Origin of the sequence: Anaerovirgula multivorans (assembly GCF_900188145.1) — a bacterium.
Lineage (GTDB): Bacteria > Bacillota > Clostridia > Peptostreptococcales > Natronincolaceae > Anaerovirgula > Anaerovirgula multivorans.
Map to the genome: position 1 here is coordinate 224,457 of NZ_FZOJ01000006.1, position 20,467 is coordinate 244,923.

The 20,467-nt window shown below is 37.5% G+C and carries 18 protein-coding genes and 1 other RNA gene; 3 read left to right on the plus strand and 16 right to left on the minus strand.

Going from position 1 to position 20,467, the window contains the following annotated elements:
- Positions 1-207 precede the first annotated feature (207 nt).
- From CHB72_RS08655 to CHB72_RS08685, 7 genes are all read right to left on the minus strand, one after another.
- On the minus strand, positions 208-855 hold the full coding sequence (locus tag CHB72_RS08655; RefSeq protein WP_089282485.1) for a corrinoid protein: 648 nt from the start codon (positions 853-855) through the stop codon (positions 208-210).
- Positions 856-889: 34 nt separating this feature from the next.
- Positions 890-1,978, minus strand: a complete 1,089-nt coding sequence (locus CHB72_RS08660) for a uroporphyrinogen decarboxylase family protein (RefSeq protein ID WP_089282486.1) — start codon at positions 1,976-1,978, stop codon at positions 890-892.
- A 419-nt stretch (positions 1,979-2,397) separates the two neighbouring features.
- Positions 2,398-3,255: an ABC transporter permease gene (locus CHB72_RS08665; protein ID WP_242975077.1), complete on the minus strand. Its 858-nt coding sequence runs from the start codon at positions 3,253-3,255 to the stop codon at positions 2,398-2,400.
- Between the two features lie 117 nt (positions 3,256-3,372).
- Positions 3,373-4,434 carry an ABC transporter substrate-binding protein gene (locus CHB72_RS08670; protein ID WP_089282487.1) on the minus strand — a complete coding sequence of 354 codons (1,062 nt, stop codon included), beginning with the start codon at positions 4,432-4,434 and terminating at the stop codon, positions 3,373-3,375.
- 32 nt (positions 4,435-4,466) lie between these two features.
- Entirely contained in the window at positions 4,467-5,252 is a 786-nt protein-coding gene (locus CHB72_RS08675; RefSeq protein ID WP_089282488.1) for an ABC transporter ATP-binding protein, read from the minus strand.
- A gap of 664 nt (positions 5,253-5,916) precedes the next feature.
- Positions 5,917-6,270, minus strand: coding sequence for a deoxyribose-phosphate aldolase (gene deoC / locus CHB72_RS08680; protein ID WP_242975078.1), 354 nt, complete (start codon positions 6,268-6,270; stop codon positions 5,917-5,919).
- A gap of 312 nt (positions 6,271-6,582) precedes the next feature.
- Positions 6,583-7,458 (minus strand): MATE family efflux transporter, encoded by an 876-nt coding sequence (locus CHB72_RS08685; protein WP_089282489.1) that lies wholly within the window; start codon positions 7,456-7,458, stop codon positions 6,583-6,585.
- An 89-nt stretch (positions 7,459-7,547) separates the two neighbouring features.
- Here CHB72_RS08685 and CHB72_RS08690 point away from each other — a divergent pair, with 89 nt between their 5' ends.
- A complete protein-coding gene (locus CHB72_RS08690) occupies positions 7,548-8,372 on the plus strand; it encodes a MerR family transcriptional regulator (RefSeq protein ID WP_089282490.1) in 825 nt (274 codons plus the stop codon).
- A 401-nt stretch (positions 8,373-8,773) separates the two neighbouring features.
- Here the strand turns inward: CHB72_RS08690 and CHB72_RS08695 are convergent, their stop codons facing one another.
- The 4 genes from CHB72_RS08695 to vanR all read right to left on the minus strand — a co-directional run bounded on the left by CHB72_RS08695 (position 8,774) and on the right by vanR (position 13,023).
- On the minus strand, positions 8,774-10,978 hold the full coding sequence (locus CHB72_RS08695) for a M56 family metallopeptidase (protein ID WP_089282491.1): 2,205 nt from the start codon (positions 10,976-10,978) through the stop codon (positions 8,774-8,776).
- On the minus strand, positions 10,975-11,334 hold the full coding sequence (locus tag CHB72_RS08700) for a BlaI/MecI/CopY family transcriptional regulator (RefSeq protein WP_089282492.1): 360 nt from the start codon (positions 11,332-11,334) through the stop codon (positions 10,975-10,977). The genes CHB72_RS08695 and CHB72_RS08700 overlap by 4 nt, the downstream gene beginning before the upstream one ends.
- Positions 11,335-11,594: 260 nt before the next feature.
- Positions 11,595-12,332 (minus strand): sensor histidine kinase, encoded by a 738-nt coding sequence (locus CHB72_RS08705; protein ID WP_330397022.1) that lies wholly within the window; start codon positions 12,330-12,332, stop codon positions 11,595-11,597.
- Entirely contained in the window at positions 12,325-13,023 is a 699-nt protein-coding gene (vanR, locus tag CHB72_RS08710) for a VanR-ABDEGLN family response regulator transcription factor (RefSeq protein WP_089282494.1), read from the minus strand. Before vanR ends, CHB72_RS08705 begins: the two co-directional genes overlap by 8 nt.
- 554 nt (positions 13,024-13,577) lie before the next feature.
- Between vanR and CHB72_RS08715 the strand changes: the two genes are divergently transcribed.
- Positions 13,578-14,468, plus strand: coding sequence for a DUF3658 domain-containing protein (locus tag CHB72_RS08715; RefSeq protein WP_089282495.1), 891 nt, complete (start codon positions 13,578-13,580; stop codon positions 14,466-14,468).
- Between the two features lie 119 nt (positions 14,469-14,587).
- Here CHB72_RS08715 and rnpB read toward each other — a convergent pair.
- The 3 genes from rnpB to CHB72_RS08730 all read right to left on the minus strand — a co-directional run bounded on the left by rnpB (position 14,588) and on the right by CHB72_RS08730 (position 16,885).
- Positions 14,588-14,962, minus strand: an RNA gene (gene rnpB, locus CHB72_RS08720) — RNase P RNA component class A.
- A 118-nt stretch (positions 14,963-15,080) separates the two neighbouring features.
- Positions 15,081-16,199 (minus strand): Nif3-like dinuclear metal center hexameric protein, encoded by a 1,119-nt coding sequence (locus CHB72_RS08725; RefSeq protein ID WP_089282496.1) that lies wholly within the window; start codon positions 16,197-16,199, stop codon positions 15,081-15,083.
- On the minus strand, positions 16,184-16,885 hold the full coding sequence (locus tag CHB72_RS08730) for a tRNA (adenine(22)-N(1))-methyltransferase (RefSeq protein WP_089282497.1): 702 nt from the start codon (positions 16,883-16,885) through the stop codon (positions 16,184-16,186). The genes CHB72_RS08725 and CHB72_RS08730 overlap by 16 nt, the downstream gene beginning before the upstream one ends.
- 234 nt (positions 16,886-17,119) lie before the next feature.
- Here CHB72_RS08730 and CHB72_RS08735 point away from each other — a divergent pair, with 234 nt between their 5' ends.
- Positions 17,120-17,320: a hypothetical protein gene (locus CHB72_RS08735; protein ID WP_089282498.1), complete on the plus strand. Its 201-nt coding sequence runs from the start codon at positions 17,120-17,122 to the stop codon at positions 17,318-17,320.
- 71 nt (positions 17,321-17,391) lie between these two features.
- Here the strand turns inward: CHB72_RS08735 and rpoD are convergent, their stop codons facing one another.
- Positions 17,392-18,504 (minus strand): RNA polymerase sigma factor RpoD, encoded by a 1,113-nt coding sequence (gene rpoD / locus CHB72_RS08740; RefSeq protein ID WP_089282499.1) that lies wholly within the window; start codon positions 18,502-18,504, stop codon positions 17,392-17,394.
- Entirely contained in the window at positions 18,501-20,342 is a 1,842-nt protein-coding gene (dnaG, locus tag CHB72_RS08745; RefSeq protein WP_089282500.1) for a DNA primase, read from the minus strand. Before dnaG ends, rpoD begins: the two co-directional genes overlap by 4 nt.
- Positions 20,343-20,467: the final 125 nt, after the last annotated feature.

The window sequence follows — 20,467 nt, forward strand, 5'->3', positions numbered from 1 at the left end:
GTCCAACTACCTCAAAACACTACATAAGCCATGTAAGTAGACTTGTCAAATATTTCAATCAATCCCCTGAAACATTAGAGACCATTTACCTTTCTCAATCACATCATGTTTATCATCCTGACCAGACAGATGCAAAGCAAACAATCGATAAGCTGTTTCTAGGCAGCAACAATCAGGCGGCTTTTTTGTGTTAGTTCCTGTTTCATCTTATGTACCCATTAAGCGATTTACCAGTTTGACTGCTTCCACTGCATTCTTCGAGTAACCGTCGGCGCCAATCTTTTTGGCAAACTCAGGGGAAGTCGGTCCACCACCTATAATCACTTTGACACTGTCACGCATACCCTCTTTAACCAGCAGCTCCACAACCCTTTTCATATTGCTGGTGGCGGTAGACATCAAGGTAGACAGTGCAACCACGCTTGCATCTTTCTCCTTTACCACGTTAATAAAATCTACTGGCGGGACATCACGACCCAAATCTATCAGCTCATAACCAGCTGATTCCAGCATGATCTTCACCAGATTTTTGCCAAGATCGTGGGTATCCCCTTCTACAACGCCAATCACCACTTTGCATTGCTGCTGGGAATCAGATTTTTCTAAATAGGGACGTAAAACATCCAGACCGTTATACATGGCGTCCGAGCAAATCAGTAACTCAGGGATGAAATATTCCTCGTTTTCATACAAATCAGCGACTTTGTTCATGCCATCCACCAAACCCTGCATAATCCCGTCGATGGCGGGGTAACCAGATTGTATGTATTCTTCAGCCATCCCAATGACTTTCTCGTCTTCCATTTCCACTACGCATTCCGACAATACCTTTAAGAGTTCTTCCTTGTTCATCATCTCGATCTAATCCCTCCTTATTTAACCTCCGGTATTATTTGTTGTACCGCTTCAGTATCTCTGCTACCCGCTCTGGATCCACAGGATATCCGACTTCCCGCACGGTATCCATCATCATTTGAATATTCTCAAGCGGTGTTTCTACAGGTAGGCTGCATCCGGACATAACCACGTATCCTTTGGGAGAGTCATAGGCATCCAAAATACTCTCCAGTGTTTTGATGCGTACATCTTGAGGCGTTCCCAAATACATGATGCTGGCTGGATCCACGTTGCCCAAAATCTTAGTACGATTACCAATAGCCAGCTTACAATCCTTTAAGCTGGCAACATTATCAATGCTCATGCCACCAATTCCCAAATTGGCAACATCCTTCCATATCTTATCAGTTTTCCCACAGATGTGAACAACCACTTTGGTTCCATCGTAATCTTTGATAAAGTCAATCAACTCTTTCATATATGGTAACGAAAATTCACGAAATACCTTTGGGCTGATGACAGTACAGGAGGACATCGGCTCGGATATAGTGGGGTTCAGACCAATGTCCAGAACCGCTTTAGCGTATGCCTTACAGGTTTCTAACGAAATGCGGCAAAGCTTATGAACCGCTTCTGGATTTTTGTGAAGCAGCCTAAGCGTTTCGTTGACGCCAATCAGAAAAAATGCATTGGTAAAGGGTCCAACGATACCGGCTGAACATTTTATTTCATCCTTGGCAAGGTCCCTCAGATATTTCATTGCATCTAAATGCACCGGCAGCCGTCCATCCTTATAGGGATCAGCGGGTTGTAAAATATCAATATCCTCTATGCCAAGAATTGCTGGCTTTGCCAAGTCAGCCGTAGCATCATTGGGAAAGGTAACAGTTGCACCCATTGCTTCTGCCCAGGTGAACAAATCGGTAAAGATACGCAGACTATCGCAGCCAAACTTACGATAGGCCGCCATTTGCGCCTCGGCAATGGTTTTAGAGTTGTGATTGAACTCAGAAATCTTGCAACCATAGACTCTGGCAACTCCATTTGCAATATTGGGGTTGCAGGGTAATCTGTCTACTTCCTCTCCGTTGGCAATAGCTGCTCCTCTTTCCGCTGGAGTCATAGAGTCTGTATTCAACATAATAATCCCCCTCTTCTCAGATTTATCCTTCGGTGTATTGCTAAGACTCCCGCTGCTTATAGATAAACAAACTAAGTGACCAACACGAAAGTTAGAAACCAAACTTTCGGTTGTCTACTTAAAGCGGGAGATCAAGCACTACATCCTCGAAGTAAATTCGGCTACAATTCAGTGAGAGTAAAAACTCCCTCTAGATAAACAAACTAAGTGACTGCCACAAAAGTTAAAGTGCAAACTTTTGGTCATCTACTTATGAATTAAGTCTCATTTTATTTTCATCTAAGCAATCATTTTCTAAACAGTTTATAAAATTAGTAATTACATAAACAACGAGGTCAACATCTAGATCGATATAAATAATACTAGCAATGAACAACAGACACTATAAAGCATCAAGTGCTTTGATTTAGAGGACAATGCTAGTTATTTATAGTCCAACGCAAAATTCTGGATTTTATCATATCAAACAAGTACATTATCCCAACCAATACAACTCCCATAAAGATAAACCCTACTATTACAAGATCAAAGCGTGCGAAATCAGCGTAATATTGGATAAAATAGCCCATGCCGGAGGTCGCTCCGAACATTTCTGCCACTGTAAGCAGTACAAACGAAAATTTAAGTGCAACAGCGCAACCAGGGAGTATAGTGGGAGAAGCTGCAGGAAGTATTACTCTGAACAATTTTTCTGCTCCAGTTATTTCCAACGTGGCTGCATTTTCCAAATATCTTTTGTCGATAGTCATCGTTGCATTAATGGTTGTACCTAGTATCGGCCAAAATGCTCCTAAAAAGATAATAAATATGGACGCACTCCGAAAGGATGGGAAAATGTTAATTGCAAAAGGTGTCAAAAGTGTGGCTGGAACAGCGCTGAACCCATTAACGTAGGGAGTAATATTTTTCCGTAACAGCTTTTTTAAACCAATAAGTACACCGAGACTTATTCCTAAGGTTAACGCCATGGTATATGCAGGGATAAGTAGTTTCAGGGAGCTTTTCAACCCTTGCACTAGTTTGCCAAAATACAAAATGAATCCTGATAAGATTTTGCTAAGTCCTGGAAATAAAAATGAATCTAATATGCCGAAAACATCGGTTGCAAGATAGTACAAGATTACTATTCCGATAAAAATCAGAACTATGCCTAACCTATCTGTTATCATTTTTTTCATACCAACACTCTTTGGAGAATGTAAAACATTATATTCTGATTTTAAGTTTTCATCCAAAAGGGAGACTTGCCCCAACCTATCCGTTACAATTTTTTTCATGCCACCACTCCTTCGGAAATACAAAACATTATATTTGGATTTTAAGTTTTCATGCAAAAGTCAGACTTGGTATACAGCTGCATACCAAGTCTGATGCAGCTAATTATGTAATTAAAATTACAGATTATTCTCGTTGAACATTACCAACTTCTCCTGGAAAAAGGAGCTGCTGGGATACTCTTTAGCCAAAGAGTCTAAAGCTGCTTTATAATTGGAGGTATTAATATGGTCTTGAATATCAATGGAAGGATCAACGATGTAGCCGAAAGACTGCATCTTTTCCCACATTGTTATTACGCTGTTTTCATATGGGTCTGTTTCATAAATCATGTGTGGACTGAGCAAGAAGCTTTTTGCTGTTTCAACAGACATATCTAAATTTTCAACAGTTAATTCAACAACTCGATCCATATTCTCCTGCATCGCTTCTTCGGCTCTCAAATATGCGCGGAGCAGCTTTTGTGCCGCTTCAGGATTTTCATTAAGCCAGCTTGTTTTTGCAATCATACGACAGCAAGAGTGGTTCGGCCACAATTCATCGGGCCACAAAACAATTTCCATTCCCGCCTCAGCAATTTGAAGCTCAAAACCTGTGGATACCGCACCGAAATCCACTTCGCCGTTGCGTACCGCTTCCATGACATCTGGATTTCTTTTCATTTCAACAAAGGTAACATCTTTTTCTAGGTCGAAGCCCGCATCATACAGAATACCTTTCAGTACGATGTCAGGGGTCCCACCTCTCATAATAGCAATCTTTTTGCCACGGAAATCTTCCACGCTGTTATACACTGTATCAGGCATAGCAAAAACAGGAGTTGCGCCGATAATCATATAGCCGCCAAAAATGGTAAATTCTTGACCGTTTGCAATCTGTATTAGAGGACCACCGGTACCATAGGTGGAAATAACATCTACCTGACCTGAACTTAAAGCTGAAAAAGCATCTGAACCGTTGTTGATGTAAACAAGCTCAACGTCGACACCTTCTTCTTCCAGATAGCCCTTGTCCTCAGCAAGAAACTGGAACACCTGACCAGAGGTTGCCTGTGCCGCTAATTTAATATTAACCTTCTCAGTAGTCATTGTTCCAGAATTGGTTGTAGAGCTTGTGGAGCAGCCTGTCAGAAACATCAATGCTATCATTAAGAATGTGATGGTTTTTACAATTTTTTTCATTTTCATACTCCTCTACTTGACTTTATTTTTATTTATATACTTGATTTCGTTCGAACCTCATTATGTATGATTTTCATGAGCTGGTTGCGCAACTCCATAACATAGGAATCATCATGCATTGTTTTTCTATCCAGTTTTTTCTCGTTTTTAAAGGAATAACTGTAAATGATCTTGCTGGGTGACTGACCAAATACAAAAATATCGGTTGCCAGAAGCAACGCCTCATCCACATCGTGAGTCACAAAGAAAATCGTCTTTCTGTTTGCAGTCTCTTTCTTCCACAAGTCCAAAACTAAATCTTGAAGTTTGACTCTTGTTACCGCATCCAATGCACCAAAGGGCTCATCCATCAAAAGAATGGGAGGATCGATGCCGAAGGCACGGGCGATTGCACAACGTTGCTTCATGCCGCCGGAAAGCTCCTTGGGCAGCTTGTCAAAATCCACCTCGGTTAGTTCAACATCCTTCATCCGTCTAAGTGCTTCGGTTTTACGTTCGTCCGAGCTCATATTCTTAAATTTCTGTTTAAGCGCTATCATAATATTTTCTCCAGTACTCATCCAAGGGAAAAGGCCGTAATCCTGGAAGACCACACCTCTTTGCAGACCTGCTTTTGCAACCGATTCATTGTCCACAAGAATTTCTCCGGAGCTTGGTTTTTCCAAGCCTGCAAGCAAACGAAGAAAGGTACTTTTTCCGCAACCAGATTGACCTAGCAGGCAGACAAAGGCCCCAGCTTTTACCTTCATATTGATATCATCTAATATCAAATCCTTGTCATAAGAAAAACTTAAGTGTTTTACTGATACATCTAACATAAATTTCCTCCCTTTTCTGCTGTCGCTTATGCCATGATAGTTTTTGCAAGTCTTTTCTTGCATAACTTTAATCAGTGATTGCATCAAAACACAATGGTTTTTTTGTTGTTGAATCATTTAAAATTATACACGATTGCAGTAAAATTCACTAATTGATAATATCTATAACAAATCTTTACTCTATTGATTTTTTCAATAAATGGGATATTTACATATATTTACATGGATTATAGATTGGTGTACTACCTCTATAAATTTGCATTAGAGCTCAGGTATGAACACCCCTGTTTGACTTCCTATAACGGCTAATGACTCTTCTCCTGTTGTAAGGAGAAGAATTCTTCATACCCATGCAAAGAATTTTAAAAAATTTCATAAAAAATATAGTTAAGCTCCTGCTTGCATTACTAAATGCATTTAGGATTTTAACTATATTTTTCTTTCTTACTCTTTGATTAAAATTGTCACTTTTCTTGTCTACTTTGTAATTACAAGTATTACAGAAGCTCCTCTGCCATCAGGCTTTTCAGTTAATAAGTTAAGTTCATATCACCAATTATTTGGTTGAAGCCTCTAAACAGTTGGTTGGAATCCCTATATGCTGCAATCCCGTAGTATAACTAGCATCCATTTTAAATTCCCCCCCTATATTCTTTAGCGCTTATTAATCAAATCTATTTTTACTTAGCGCTTTATATTCTTCAACAATTTTCACACCGCTACTGGTTTCTATTCTACTTGCACCTGCTTCAATCATAGCTAATACATCCTCCATAGATCTAACGCCTCCTGATGCCTTAATCTTTATATGATCTCCCACACAAGCCTTCATTAATTTAACATCCTCTGCCGTGGCTCCATGGGTACCAAATCCTGTGGAGGTTTTAATATAGGTTGGTTTTATCTTTAAAGAAACCTCACATAGCTTTCTCTTTTCTTCATCAGTCAAATAGCAAGTTTCAAATATTACTTTGGAAACTACGCCTCTTTCATTACAAGCTTCTACTATTCTTTTCATTTCTTCTTCAACATAACCCAATTACCATTCTTTATTTCTACAAGATTAACAACATAGTCAACCTCAACTGCTGCATCACAAAGAACACCACTGTTTTCTAATGCTTTTTTACAAAATGGTATTACTGCATTATTAATAGCAACGGTCTTAAAATTATACTATCTAATCTCGTACTTTAGAGTTTATTGTAAAATACTCGCATTCTAATCTGCCCATCTCCGTGATTTTCGAAATTATAGGACATCTCTCATACTGACTTTATTTAGAAAAAATTCTAGTTGCTTATTTTTTCGTTATACATTGTTTTAATATCTAAACATAATTGTAACTTTTTTTGTGTCCGTTTAAATAAATAATGCACATCACCATTGAAAATAACTCTGTAATTGGAACTGCCAACCACACACCCTTTACCCCTATTATTAACGGCAATAATAACAAACTTACTGATATAAAAACAAAGGTACGCATAAAAGAGATTATTGCCGATACTTTTTTTAGTTTTACAAAATAAAGTATTCCTTTTTTATAAAATGTAAAGTAAATCAGCCCGAATACAACAGGAATTGCCATTCCTATGCCTGTTGCAACTGCTGCACCTATAATCCCCATTTGTAAAGGAACAATAAAGATATAATCAAACACGATATTTACGCATCCCCCTAAGAGCGTTATGGTTAACCCAACGCTCGGCTTTCCCGCTACTATAAAAAAACTCTGGAAAATCATTTGAAGTACGGCTAGAGGAGAAAAATATAAAAGAACTGTGAGATAATTGAAGCTAAATTTAAAAAGTTCTTCATTCCCTCCGGCTCCAAGCATTTTAAGCATAGGGTTGATAAAAACATGCCCCAAAATCATAATGATAAAGCCAATAATACTACCAAAAGCGATGATAAGTGTAAAGTTTTCTTTTGCTTCTTGAAGTTTATCTTCACCCATTTTTTTAGCTATAACTGCACTTCCTCCTGTAGCAAGCATTAACCCAATTGCCAATATTATGCTGTTCATAGGATAGACAATATTTATAGCTGACAATGCACTTGTGCTAACAAACCTTGATACATAAATACCGTCAATTATTGTATAAACAGACATAAAGACCATCATAATAATGGTCGGAATGGCAAATTTAATGAGTGAAACAAAATCATACTCTTTTCCAATTTTCTCTTTTGGAAATTCCATGAAGTACACATCTCCTTTATTGATTACTAAACCGATAAAGTCTATATAAAATATAATGTAACACCATAGTCAAGGGGGGATTAATAATTATGATCAAAAATTCGCAAATTCATTTTACTACGGGAGAGTTTGCCAAGCTGATTGGTGTCAGCAAAGACACTTTATTTCATTATGATAGAATTGGTATTTTCTCCCCTGAAATTAAAGGAGAAAATGGTTATAGATATTATTCAGTTTATCAAGCAGATGTTTTTTATGTTATATCTACCCTTAAAGAGTTGAATATGCCACTAAAGGAAATAAAGGATTATCTTGATAGAAGATCTCCTGATGAACTCATTCTTTTACTAGAAAGAGAAGAAGCATCTCTTGATGTTAAGATAAAACATCTGCAAAAAATAAAAAACTTTATTTCAGAAAAATCAAGAATTATAAAATCAGCGATGGGAATCAATACATCAGAAATATTTTTTGAAGAAAAAAATTATGATGACTTTTTGGTAGTGACAGAAGCAGTTCCTTTCACAGGGGAAAAAAGTATATCTGATTCCATCATGAAACATTTCAATTATTTGAATGATCACAATATTTATAGCCCTCATTCTATAGGCTGTATAACCCACAGGAAAAAGGTTTTAGAAAAGGAAATATATAATTATGATTATTTTTTCACTAAAGTTTCAGAAAACTCAGCTTATTATAACTTTATAAGAAAAAAGGGGACATACTTAACTGCCTATCACAAAGATGGGTACTTAAGCATTATTAAAACTTATAATAGAATACTTGAGTTTGCAGTGGATAAGAATCTAGACTTGCAGGGTTTTTTCTATGAAGATGTATTATTAGACGAGCTATTTGTAAAAGGGTATGAAAAATATTTAATTAAGCTTTCTGTACAAATTTTGAAATGAAATATCCGCTTCCACGATCTACGCCACCCGTATGTCAAGTACACACCGAAAAATAATTTAGGTTTTTTTCGTATCTGCATGTTTGGAATGCTATATCCGTTCCTACATACCTTACCTTCAGCCCGCTGTAACCGTTATCCAGATAATATTCAAGACTGTCATATCCGTGTTCTCTGGCATATCTGCGCAGCAGCCATCAGCTCCCGGCAGGTTGTGGAACTTTGAAACCCTTGTCCGTGCCCGGTAGCCGATGTAGTTTGCCAAGGAAGTTTTTTACTCAAATGGGCACAAATAAGGACAGGGTGTGAGTTGCCCTGTCCAGTGTGGATTCGTCAATATCGTTAATCACGATGTTAGATTGGTATTAATGGTGCAGAAATAACTGCTTTTACCGCTAATCCCTAATGTCCAAAACTTTCTATTTTCCATCCCGTCTGAGGAGATTCATAAACCATGCTGCAATCCCAAAACTGCTCCCCACTGCCTATGGACCACTCCTCATTGTACTGAAGGTTCACAGTTACCCTAAAGATTTTAACATTTTTATCGTTTTCATCAATCTGTTCAACTTTTGACAGCTTTGCGGACTTCAGGTTATCAAAACTTGATTTAACTCCAATCTCAACATCAGTTAAAGGTAATCCGATCCCCTCGTTAAACAATTCCTCGTTTAGCATATTTGATGTCAAATTCTCCAGCAGAGTTTTTTTCGAGATACAGTATCCCGCGGTCTTAGCGTCTTTATTGTCCAGCGCCGTGAAATATTCCTCGATAACCTGTTCCGGCTCTAATTTGGACAGTCTTTCTTCGGTGCTGTCGGCTTTAATCATACCCGCAAGCCACTCGTAAAGCGTTTGGTCTGTCACTTTTTCAAAGCTGTTTCCTTTCAGACTACAAGCGTCAAAGGCGCTGTGCCGCCCGGCGCTGATGAACGCGCCGATTATTTTGTCACCGTTTTTCACTACAATGCCTCTGCAATTCTGTATCGGATAAAACTCCTGCGGCATACTCTCATGGATTCTATAAATTTCAACGTCAATGTCTGCGGTATTGGAATATTCGCTCATGTCCAAGCCAATATCCTTTGAAAGCTCATTGTTATATGCGAAATAATAGGCGTTTGGATTAAAAACAGACAAGATGTTGATGTCGTTGAGCTTGTTTTTCATCGCGCTAATCTGATAATCCAGCGTCCATCCATATTCCTTAAACAGTGCTACAGCATCAGTTTCATCTATATTGAAGGTGATGTTTGTGTTCTCCAGAAACGAATCAATATAACGCGCAAAATCTGTCCCTGTTTCGTAAAGACCGCCGTCTTTTACGATATAGGCTTTATCATACAACGTATCGTAGTAAAGCCCACAGCTATATCCGCCAATCTCATTAGACAATTTTATCATGTACTGATTTATATGATTGTTGTTCAAGTTAGCCTCTTCTGTAGGCGTTTGACTGGTTCTAAGCGTTGAATCAATGTATGCTACTATTTTGGAATCGGTTGTTTCAAACTCGTATGCCGACTTAAATCCCGTCATATCGGATAGAAACCCAATTTTTACTTTATTGTACTTCGTATCATATGCCGCTTCCGGTGCATCTGAAAGAGTTTCTGATATTGAGTTTAGCTCGGCACCTTGATTTGATAAGTTTTCAGGCGACGTTTCCATTTGCTTGCTGACCACAAGAGAAAGGCTGACCGCAACAACAACCACAGTCGCCACAACGCTTACCCAAAACGCGGGCTTTTTATAATGCAACACATTCTTCACCCTTGCCCTCACTCCCGTTTCGCCAAAGGCGAGGGGGCTGAGAAGCCCGCTTTTTTTAATCGAAAGCGCAAGAAGGGAATTGGAATAATTGCCTCGGATGTCAAAATCCGAACGCTTCATTACGCTCTCGTCTGCTGACAACTCCATATCCCTCGCCATTAGCACGTAGGAAACCCATACAATGGGATTGAACCAATGGGCGGACGAGATCAAAAAAGCGAACGGCTTTATCAGATAGTCAAGGCGCTTGATGTGCGTCCGCTCATGTTCTATAACATATTCCATCTCTTTTTCACCAAGCCCTGTGGGAATATATATCTTGGTATGGACGAACCCCAGCACGAACGGCGTTTTGATAAGATCGGTTTCGTAAATATTGTCATGGACGCGGATCGCGGTCATGACCCGTTTTTTCAAACGCAGATAGCTGATAATCCCATACAGCAAAAGCGCAAGACCGCTCGCAAGCCAAAGATATGTCCCAATCTCCAGCGCGATTTGAACAGGATTGACACTGTTCGCTGGGCTGGCGGAAAGCAACGATCTTTCAATAACGGTGTTTACGGCATTATCAACGACTGGCACTCCACTTTGTATGGACGGACTCTCGGAAGAAACGATGTCATACGGTATAGTCTGCGGCTGCACAGGAACGGCGCTCACCGGCAATTGGAGAGTAAACGGGCAAACGAGTCGGAAAAATACCACAACCCAAAGTGCGTATGAATATATTTTCGGTGCTTTTCTCAGGGCCAGCCGGATCAACATGACGATCAGCGCGACGCAACTCGCGCTAAAACTCATGTTCAAGATTTCAATAAACAGTCCGCTCATTTCACCGCCTCCTCAATCATTTTCTTGATTTGTTCAGCCTCGTCCTGCGTGAGCTTCTTGTCCTGTAAAAACGCGGTGATGAAGCAGGGAAGGGAGTTGTCAAAAGTCTTTTCAAGTATCTGCTCGCTCTCGTATTTTTGTACCTGTATACGTTTGACGAGAGCCGTCACAACGGCATTTTGGTTTTTTAACACGCCCCGCTCCGACAGCCGTTTGATAACCGAATATGTAGTGGATTTCTTCCACCCAAATTCATTATGACACAGCTTAACAAGTTCCGTCGAGTTGACCGGTTCTTCCTCCCAGACAATGCACATGAAGCGGTATTCGGCATCGAATATTTTAAAGTTCTCCATTTTAGTTCCTCCTGTGAAGTCTAATACGTTAGACTTCATCATCAGTCTAACGCATTAGACCTATGTTTGTCAAGAGGGAAGTTTATTCGGGCAATATCCTTTTTTCAGACCCTTTCGTCGCCGAAAGCGTCCTTGCTTACAGCTTGCCTTCCCATTAGCTAGGTGTCAGGTTTTCTTTCAAACCATCGGCTCGGCAACATGCCTCGCAAACTAAAAAATAGGCGCAATAACCGCCCATAAATTTCTGTATTTTTTTGAAATTATGTAGGATAAAAACTTCTGCTACATCCAGCCGTCACAGCATGGTGACGGCCCCTCACGAACAGAAAGTAGCGGTTTGGGATACATAAAAGTCTCCTATCCCAAAGCCACCGTACGAGCATATAGTATAAGTCTACATTCTCTTTGATTATCTTGATTTGCTGCGTATTGTAACGTGTAATCTCAAAAAATTCATTGATGAGCTTTTCCAGTGCAATGCCTACATATTTTGCCTTTTGCTCAACTGCCATATCGGGCGCTTCATCAAGCAAGCTTAAATAGCCGATAACGGAAGTCAACGGTGTCCGAATATCGTGAGCCAGATACATAACCAATTCGTTCTTTTTTCGCTCGGCCTCTTTTACCGCCTGCTGGCTTAATAGGACAGACATTTTAATTTTGTTCATTTGCTTTTCCATGTCCTTAAGCGGTTCGGGCAGCTCTATTGTACTATCGTTTTGTTGATACACAGTTTTGGTAGCATCTATAATTTCCTGCAAATATCCCCAAGGTTTTCCCCAATAGTGATAGAAAATGCAACCATATCCGATTACCAGATACAAAAAATAGATTAAGTCAATTCTCCAATGAAGCCACGCAAAAAACGGATTTGAAAACTGACTGAACGCATAGTCAGCTACCACGACTAAGGCATAACCAACCAGAGTATAGATTAACAGAGTAATATACAGCTGGAGCCGTAATTTCTTTTCTATAGGATGACTTTTCTTAACCAATTTTATAGCCCACTCCCCATATCGTTTTGATATATTTCGGTTCATCTACCGTATGGCCCATTTTTTCACGCAAATGCCGGATATGAACAGTGATCGTGTTATTGCTTTTGCTGTAATATTCATCCTGCCATATTTCATGGAACAATTCTTCGGCACTTACTACAGTTCCTTTGCGTTCCAGCAAAATACGGAGTATGGAAAATTCCGTAGGGGTCAGCGAAATAGATTTTTCATTTAACAAGCAATCATGCGTTTTTGTATTTACCTCTAATCCAGAATATGAAAGAACCGGACTTATCTCTGCTTCTTCTTTGAAGAAATTGTACTTTTTATAGCGGCGAAGTTGCGCTTTTACTCTGGCGACCAATTCGAGAGGGCGAAACGGTTTTGTGATATAATCATCGGCGCCTAAAGTTAAACCAGTGATTTTATCGGTTTCCTCGTCTTTGGCCGTCAGCATAATAACCGAGAAAGTATATTGTTCACGGATTTTCTGGCAAAGGGAAAAGCCATTTATATCTGGTATCATAATATCCAGAATAGCAAGGTCAAGCTCTTTTGTTTCGATACAGGCTAAAGCATCTTTAGCAGAATAGAACTTGTAAACAGCATAGTTTTCATTTTTCAAATAGACTTCTATTAAGTCTGCAATATCGTGTTCGTCATCGACGACAAGAATTTTATCATTCATGGAATAACGCTCCTTTCCAGCATAGCTAAGTATTTTATCATTATATCAAAGCAAGCTGCCCTAATGGTGATTTTTATCATGAGATTTTATTAAGATTTTCATAAGACTTAATCTATCGTACTACCTGACATTTGATTTGGAATAACCACCCACGGCAAGTCCAACGAGCAAATGGAGCTGCCAACCTTTATACTTGTTTTTTTAGAAGGCTGTGCAGCTCTGCGAGAAGCACCACCGCCATTGCCATTCCTCTCCCAAGTTTGATTTTAGAGACATCAATGCTATCAAACACTCTACCGATCGAGGAATTCCTGAATACCCACATCCTCCTGTGGTAGAAATTGATATCTTGCTTTTCCTGCCATAAGGGTTCATTCCTTTCTTTTTATTTTTGACTTGAGCATATGAAAAGCCGTCGCATTTCAGTGACGGCTCTGGAATTAACAATTCACTTTTGCAATAATTTATGGTATAATATTGTATAAAATTGGCTGATAACATGACTTTCGTCTTACAGCCACATTCCCATTATTTATATAATAGGCGGTGAATATATGCTCGAAGTCGTTTTTAGCGATAGCACAAAAGGTACTATGAAAATGGCAAAAAACTACAACAAAGAAAATATACTTGGCGGCGCTATCGGATATATAGGTAAAAAGCCAACAAAAAAAGAATTGGAAAAACTGTTTGAAGGTGAAGCCATTGGAGGAAGCTCCAATGATGTCGTCTGCATTGGATTCAACTTGGATATAGGTGATATTGCCAATGAAATTGACAGCGAAGAACGCAAAAATGAATTTATCAGAGTGCTTGGGTCTGTAAATTTTGAGGATAACAAAATAAAACGATTCTTCAACTCGCAGCGTGAAGATTTTGAAAAACTACTTATCACCGCAAAAAACGGAGAACCTATACGAGTTTGGAAAAGTAATACACCATTTTCAGTTTGTGCTTTTGCTTTTCTCTGTGATACTTTGCGAAATATTGAATGCAAGATTAGTATTGTCTCGATACCTGAATATTGTGAAGTTTCTGATAATACGATTCAATCCTTTACTGATTGGGCGGAACTTGAACCTGGTCAGTTTTATAGATTCTTATCTTTGGAACGTGAAATATCCAACATTGAAAAACGCTTACAAAGCAGTCTTTGGAATGATTTAAAAGCTGAAAATGCACCATTACGGGCTCTGGTCAATGGTAAATTGATTTCTGTTCCCGAAGATTTTTACGACCATATCATTTTCAATAATATTCCCGACCGAGAATTTGTTATGGCTCAACTTATCGGGACTATTTTGGGAAAATGCCCTTTAGGAGTTGGAGATGGCTGGTATGCCTTGCGCATCAAAAAGATGATTGCTGAAAATAAATTAGAAATTGTTGCAGATAAAGATGCATCTCATCCATACGATAAAATTTTAAGAAAAGTAGCGTTATAGATATAATGAGCATAATAGGAGTATAACACGTCAATATCAGAACTCAATTCGCTTATTAATAAAATCGGCTCAAAAACAAGAAAACCCAAGGGCAATAATCCTTGAGTTTTCATATCATTCATGCGAGTAAATCTATAAGCCGAGTTCTGTATTAAATGATCATCTATCTAGGCCAATTGTTGCCAATTGGCTCAAGCGACCTACCACGGGACACGACGGGCAGCCGTTTTTTTGTCCCTACTTGGTCTTGCTCCAGGTGGGGTTTACATAGCCAACTAGTCACCTAGCTGCTGGTGAGCTCTTACCTCACCTTTCCACCCTTACCCCCTACCAACGTAAAGTGAATATCACTTTATTGATGTAGAGGGCGGTATCTCTCTGTTGCACTTTCCTTGGAGTCACCTCCACTGGGGATTACCCAGCACCCTGCCCTCTGGAGCTCGGACTTTCCTCGTCCACAGATAAACTGTGTACGCGATCATCTGACTTACTCGCTATATTTATTTGTCTTAATCAGGAATATAATCATACCATGAATTATTGTTTATGTCAAAAGTTAATATTTGGAATCTGTATAGATGATTGCCTCTATGATGATCTTCCTATCCTTTTTTATAGTATCTTAAATGGATTGATCTTTGTATGAGATTTCATAATTTCTATATTCATTTTTTTATTTTTAAACTCTCTTTGCAAATAATCTGCTATTAAGTCTGCAAAAAATATCTCCGTTTCAAAATGGCCGGCATCAATAACAGCTATACCCAGTTCTAGTGCTGTTTGTGCATCGTGGTATTTCACGTCACCAGTAATGAGACAATCACAGCCCTTGTTTTTTGCTAGTTCTATATAATCAGCACCGCTCCCATTGACAATAGCAATTTTTTTAATCTTATGCTGTAGATCACCTACAACTCTTATTCGCTTTGTATTAAAAATTGATTTTATATCCACTACGATTTCATTTAAAATCTTAGAAGCCTCAAGATCTCCGACTCTTCCAATTCCTCTTTTTTCTCCACTATTCTCTAAGGGAATTATGTCATAGGCAACCTCTTCATAAGGATGGGCTTGTAGCATAGTTGATACGACTTTATTTAGATCATTTAGTGCAACAATGGTTTCTAATCTAGTTTCCTGTACCTTTTCTATTTTTCCTTTTTCACCGATAAAAGGATTTGTTCCTTCTAAAGGCTTAAAGGTTCCCATACCACTACTTCTAAAGCTACAGTGACTGTAGTTTCCAATATGACCTGCTCCCCCTTGTGCCAAAGCATCTGCCACTTTTTCTTCATATTCCTCTGGTACAAAGACAACGACTTTGTATAACTTTTCTCTTTCTATGATATCCAATACCTCTATATTTTTTAGACCAATCCTATTAGCAACAAAATCATTTAATCCTTCTGGAGCAATATCTACATTGGTATGAGCCGCATAAATATTAATATTATGCTGAATGACCTTATAAACGAGTTTTCCCTTAACATCTTCCTTTGATACAGATTTCAAAGGAGAAAAAATCATGGGATGATGGGCAATAATGAGGTTTACATCATGGTTTATTGCCTCCTCTAATACTTCTTCCGTTATATCTAGACAGATCATTACCTTTTCGATATCGTCATTCTCACTGCCAATTTGTAGTCCTACGTTATCCCATTTCATTGCATAATGCTTCGGTGCCAATGTTTCTATGATTTTAAGAATGCTTTTCAATTTCTCAGCCATTCCAATGCCTCCTCTAACTTGGCTACTTTCTTTACACACTCCTGATGCTTTTCTATAGCAGCAGGAGAATTCTGTCTCTCTACACTGGCTATAATTTCCTTCTGTGCATGCATCTTGCCTAGTAAAAACTCTTCTGCTAATGCTTTAGGGTTTGATTTCAGATGAAATCCTATTTCATAGTATATTTCGTCTTCTATGACTTGTTCACCTTTTTGAACTACAATGATTTCATAGATTCTTGTGTCTTCCTTCACTAATAAATCTTGTGTTATTGTAAAACCATTGTTTGCTAAATATCTGCGTAATTCCTGCTGTGCCTGCATCGGCTGCAAAATAAATGTCTCAATCTCTTTAGTAACCTGTGGTACAACCTGCAGCAGTTCTGTTATTAATATGCCCCCCATCCCTGCAATAATAACCGTGTCCACTTCCCCAGGTTGTAATGTCTCTAATCCACTACCTAACCGGAGTTCTGCTTGATTTGCATAACCATAGGCTTCAATATTTTTTTTAGCTGTTTCTAGCGGCCCCTCATTTACATCACTGGCAATAACATAAGCGGGTATTTTATTTTCCAGAAGATAAATAGGTATATAGCCATGATCCGTACCGATATCTGCTACTCTACTATCTTGCTTTATTAATTCTGTAATTTTCTTTAGCCTTGGAGTTAGTTTTAATTGCATTTTTTTACTCCTTTATTGATTTTTATTTTTTAGTAAAATCCTCTGTCAAAAATAGATGTTGATATTTCATGAAAATTTATTTGATATTAATGTGAAGACATTCTGAGAAGCAACAATAGAGTTTAATAGAGTCTAGTAAAATATAACATTATATTTTATATAGTTTCTCCTTACACTAATAGTAAATTCTTTTATTAAGGAATTTGTATCTTGGTTTTATAAGGAGGTCTATTCATGCCACATATTGATAAAAAGAAGAAAAAAATTGTTCCCCCAGAAGAAATGGTACACTTCAGCTGGGGTGGTCGTACTCAAGAATGGGAAGAAGAAGCAGATCAGATCATGCATACTTTACAGGATCAAATAGATGATCAGGAAACTCAAGAGGAGTTGAAGAAAAAAATCGAATATGCTAAACAAAAACAATATTGGTAGTCAATGTTTAAAATATTTAAGGCTATAAGACAATAGATTCGCATTTTGCGAATCTATTGTCTTATATATATCTATTCTAAATAATCCTTCAACTTTTTACTACGACTAGGATGTCTTAATTTTCTTAAAGCCTTTGCTTCGATCTGACGAATTCTTTCCCTTGTTACTTCAAATTTTTTACCCACTTCTTCTAGTGTTCTTGCTCTCCCATCATCTAAACCAAATCTCAGCCGTAAAACTTTTTGTTCTCTTGGTGTTAAAGTATCTAGTACTTCTATAAGTTGCTCCTTTAATAAGGAAAATGCAGCTGCTTCAGCCGGTGCTGGAGCATCATCATCAGGTATAAAATCCCCTAAGTGACTGTCTTCTTCTTCACCTATAGGTGTTTCTAATGATACAGGTTCTTGAGCTATTTTTAAGATTTCGCGAACTTTATCTTCGGAAAGGTCCATTTCTTCAGCAATTTCCTCTGGTCTTGGCTCTCTTCCCAATTCTTGTAATAATTGTCTAGAAACACGAATTAATTTATTAATAGTTTCCACCATATGAACTGGAATCCTTATTGTCCGAGCTTGATCTGCAATAGCCCTTGTGATAGCTTGACGTATCCACCATGTAGCATACGTGCTAAACTTAAAGCCCTTTTCATAATCAAACTTTTCAACAGCTTTAATAAGTCCAAGGTTTCCTTCTTGTATAAGGTCTAAAAATAGCATTCCTCTACCTACATATCTTTTTGCAATGCTCACTACTAATCGTAAATTCGCTTCTACTAAACGTTTTTTTGCTTCCTCATCTCCAGTTTCCATTCTTTTAGCTAATTGTATCTCTTCATCGGCGGATAATAGAGGTACTTTTCCAATTTCCTTTAAGTACATTCTAACTGGATCATCAATATTAACGCCCTTTAATAGGGCAACATCATCTTCAATATTTTCCTCTACTGCAATATCATTATCTATTTCTATTTCATCTACATCTAAATCTTCTTCCTTATCTCCTACTACGTCTATACCCATAGTCGCTAAATGCTCATAGATTTCGTCTATTTGGTCTTTATCTATATCTATATCTTCTAACGTATCCATAATTTCTGTATAGGTAATCATGCCTCTCTTCTTACCCTTTTCAACCAGTTTTTTTACAGATTCCTTCTTATCCTTATTATCCTTTAAATTGCTCAATTTTGTTCCCTCCTTTCCTCCGATTGCAGTTTTTGCAGCTCTATGTTGATCTTCATCATTTCCACACCTAGCTTTAGCAATTGTTTTTCAACCTCTTCCTTATTTAGATTTTCCATTTGCATAATTTCGTTTTGCTTTTCCTTGAGCTTTCCTCTTTGATACAATAATTTGTATCTCTGTACATCTTTTTTATACTTTTCAACGACTTGCTCTATATCTATCTGTTGAATATCTATCTGAAGAATATCTTTTAATTCATTTTCCACCTTTGGAAGATAGTCTAATATTTTGTTTAAAGCATCAATATTTTGTTGGTTCTGCAAAATAAATTCAAAGATTATACGATGATGTTCAAGAATAAAATCTTCTGGATTAAACTTTTCAATAATACTTACAATAAAGTGTGTATTTGTCAGCATATATTTAATCAACTGCTTTGTAGCTATAATATGCCCTTTTTGTTCAACTAAAGGTACTGCTTCTATATATTTATTATTTCTCTTGTAGTTGGAACTATACTTAGTATTATTAGCTATATCAGTTGCTGGCTTTCTTCCATATACTTCTCTGGTAATAGCATCCTTTGATATTCCAGTTTTTTCCTCAATTTTTTTTATATAAGCTTCTTGTTCAATGGGACTATCTATTTCCTTTATGATGCTGGCAATCTCTTTGCCAAGGTTAATCTGATCTTCCATTGTGTTTAAGCTATATTTTTGTTGTGCTAAATATATTTTATAATCTATAGCACTTACTGCTTCATTTATTTTCCTTTGAAAAGCATTTTTCCCTTCTTTTTTAATAAAATCGTCAGGATCTACTCCTTTAGGCAATAATATGATTTTGATATTTTTATGGACATTCTGTAGTAGCTCTAAACTTCTCAAAGTAGCTTTTGTACCTGCACTATCACCATCAAAGCATAGGATAATCTGATCAAAATATTTTTTTAATAGCAATCCATGACCCTTTGTTAATGACGTACCTAAGGTAGCTACAACATTTTTAAATCCCTGTTGATGTAAAGCAATAACGTCCATATAACCTTCTACTAACACCACTTGTCCATTTTCACAGTTTTTGCGGGCTATGTTTAGACCATATAATGTTTCACTTTTGTTAAAATATGCTGTTTCGGGTGAATTAAGATATTTAGGTAAAGAATCATCTAATACCCTTCCTCCAAAGCCTATAACATTTCCTCTTATATCAAATATAGGAAACATAATTCGATTTCTAAAACGATTATAGTAACCGTCCTTCTGTTTGTTTTTAATAATCAAGCCACATTTTTCAATTTCTTCTTCTTTGTACCCTTCCTTTTTAAGATGATTTAGTAGATCATCCCAGTTATTTAAAGCATAACCTAATCCAAAGGATTTTATTGTTCTAGTAGTTAACCCCCTTTTTAATATATACTCTAGGGCTGGATTTTTCCTTTGCACTAAATTATTATAAAAAAATCTACCTGCAAGCTTATTAACTTCATAATAAAGTTGTTGTTTTTTCAGCTTTTCCTTTACTTCATGAGAAGAAGGCAACTCATCTATATATATGTTTGCTCTTTGTGCTAACATTTTCAATGCTTCAGTAAAATCTAGATTTTCAATTTTCATGATAAATCCAATAACATCTCCACCTTCACCACATCCAAAGCATTTATACACTTGTTTTTCCCTACTTACTACAAAGGAGGGCGTTTTCTCATTGTGGAAAGGACATAAGGCTTTACTGGATGACCCCATAGATTTTAACTGTACATACTGAGATACCACATCTACTATATCATTTTTGTCTTTTACTTCTTCAATCAGTTCTTCTGGAAAAAAGTTTTCCATCTAAATCACCTAATAATGAATGACTTTATACTATATTTCTTTATTATTTCTAAATATCCTTCTCCAAAATCATCTTCCTATATAAATTTCATAATTCCATTAAACTGTGTCGAAGGTATTTCGAC

Bases quoted from the DNA above. Each gene is read 5' to 3' on its own strand.
- CHB72_RS08685 (WP_089282489.1), bottom strand. From the start codon at position 7,458: ATGGAATTTCCAAAAGAGAAAATTGGAAAAGAGTATGATTTTGTTTCA.
- deoC (WP_242975078.1), bottom strand. From the start codon at position 6,270: ATGAAAAGAATAGTAGAAGCTTGTAATGAAAGAGGCGTAGTTTCCAAA.
- CHB72_RS08735 (WP_089282498.1), top strand. From the start codon at position 17,120: ATGCCACATATTGATAAAAAGAAGAAAAAAATTGTTCCCCCAGAAGAA.
- CHB72_RS08725 (WP_089282496.1), bottom strand. From the start codon at position 16,199: ATGGCTGAGAAATTGAAAAGCATTCTTAAAATCATAGAAACATTGGCA.
- CHB72_RS08730 (WP_089282497.1), bottom strand. From the start codon at position 16,885: ATGCAATTAAAACTAACTCCAAGGCTAAAGAAAATTACAGAATTAATA.
- CHB72_RS08670 (WP_089282487.1), bottom strand. From the start codon at position 4,434: ATGAAAAAAATTGTAAAAACCATCACATTCTTAATGATAGCATTGATG.
- dnaG (WP_089282500.1), bottom strand. From the start codon at position 20,342: ATGGAAAACTTTTTTCCAGAAGAACTGATTGAAGAAGTAAAAGACAAA.
- CHB72_RS08690 (WP_089282490.1), top strand. From the start codon at position 7,548: ATGATCAAAAATTCGCAAATTCATTTTACTACGGGAGAGTTTGCCAAG.
- CHB72_RS08695 (WP_089282491.1), bottom strand. From the start codon at position 10,978: ATGAGCGGACTGTTTATTGAAATCTTGAACATGAGTTTTAGCGCGAGT.
- CHB72_RS08700 (WP_089282492.1), bottom strand. From the start codon at position 11,334: ATGGAGAACTTTAAAATATTCGATGCCGAATACCGCTTCATGTGCATT.
- CHB72_RS08655 (WP_089282485.1), bottom strand. From the start codon at position 855: ATGATGAACAAGGAAGAACTCTTAAAGGTATTGTCGGAATGCGTAGTG.
- CHB72_RS08660 (WP_089282486.1), bottom strand. From the start codon at position 1,978: ATGTTGAATACAGACTCTATGACTCCAGCGGAAAGAGGAGCAGCTATT.
- vanR (WP_089282494.1), bottom strand. From the start codon at position 13,023: ATGAATGATAAAATTCTTGTCGTCGATGACGAACACGATATTGCAGAC.
- CHB72_RS08675 (WP_089282488.1), bottom strand. From the start codon at position 5,252: ATGTTAGATGTATCAGTAAAACACTTAAGTTTTTCTTATGACAAGGAT.
- CHB72_RS08665 (WP_242975077.1), bottom strand. From the start codon at position 3,255: ATGAAAAAAATTGTAACGGATAGGTTGGGGCAAGTCTCCCTTTTGGAT.
- CHB72_RS08715 (WP_089282495.1), top strand. From the start codon at position 13,578: ATGCTCGAAGTCGTTTTTAGCGATAGCACAAAAGGTACTATGAAAATG.